Source organism: Lysinibacillus sp. GbtcB16 (assembly GCF_019091145.1).
Classification (GTDB): Bacteria; Bacillota; Bacilli; order Bacillales_A; family Planococcaceae; genus Lysinibacillus; species Lysinibacillus fusiformis.
Map to the genome: position 1 here is coordinate 1 of NZ_JAGXJV010000403.1, position 271 is coordinate 271.

Annotated in this window: 1 protein-coding gene; it reads right to left on the reverse strand. The window is 45.0% G+C overall.

Features of this window, described 5'->3' with window-relative positions:
- On the reverse strand, nucleotides 1–154 hold a 154-nt coding region (locus KVT27_RS27155), incomplete at its 3' end, for a hypothetical protein (RefSeq protein WP_256449048.1).
- Between the last annotated feature and the right edge of the window lie 117 nt (nucleotides 155–271).

The window sequence follows — 271 nt, forward strand, 5'->3', positions numbered from 1 at the left end:
CCGGAGTGAGCGTACCGCCCGATAATGCCAAAGCAGCCAAATCAGCATTACTGCTTGGAAGAGGCGCTCGATCAACCGTCACCGTATAGGTGTTAGTCGTAGTGCGATCTTGCGCTGTTACCAATAAATTAATTAGATTGGAACCAACGTTCAAATTCTAAACATTGTACGCATACACATCACCGGTGACCGAAGTATACGTTGCTCCTGTAACTGTCAGCGTTTCATGAGGATCCCGTTTGACTAAATACAAATTAAGAGATGAAACGGT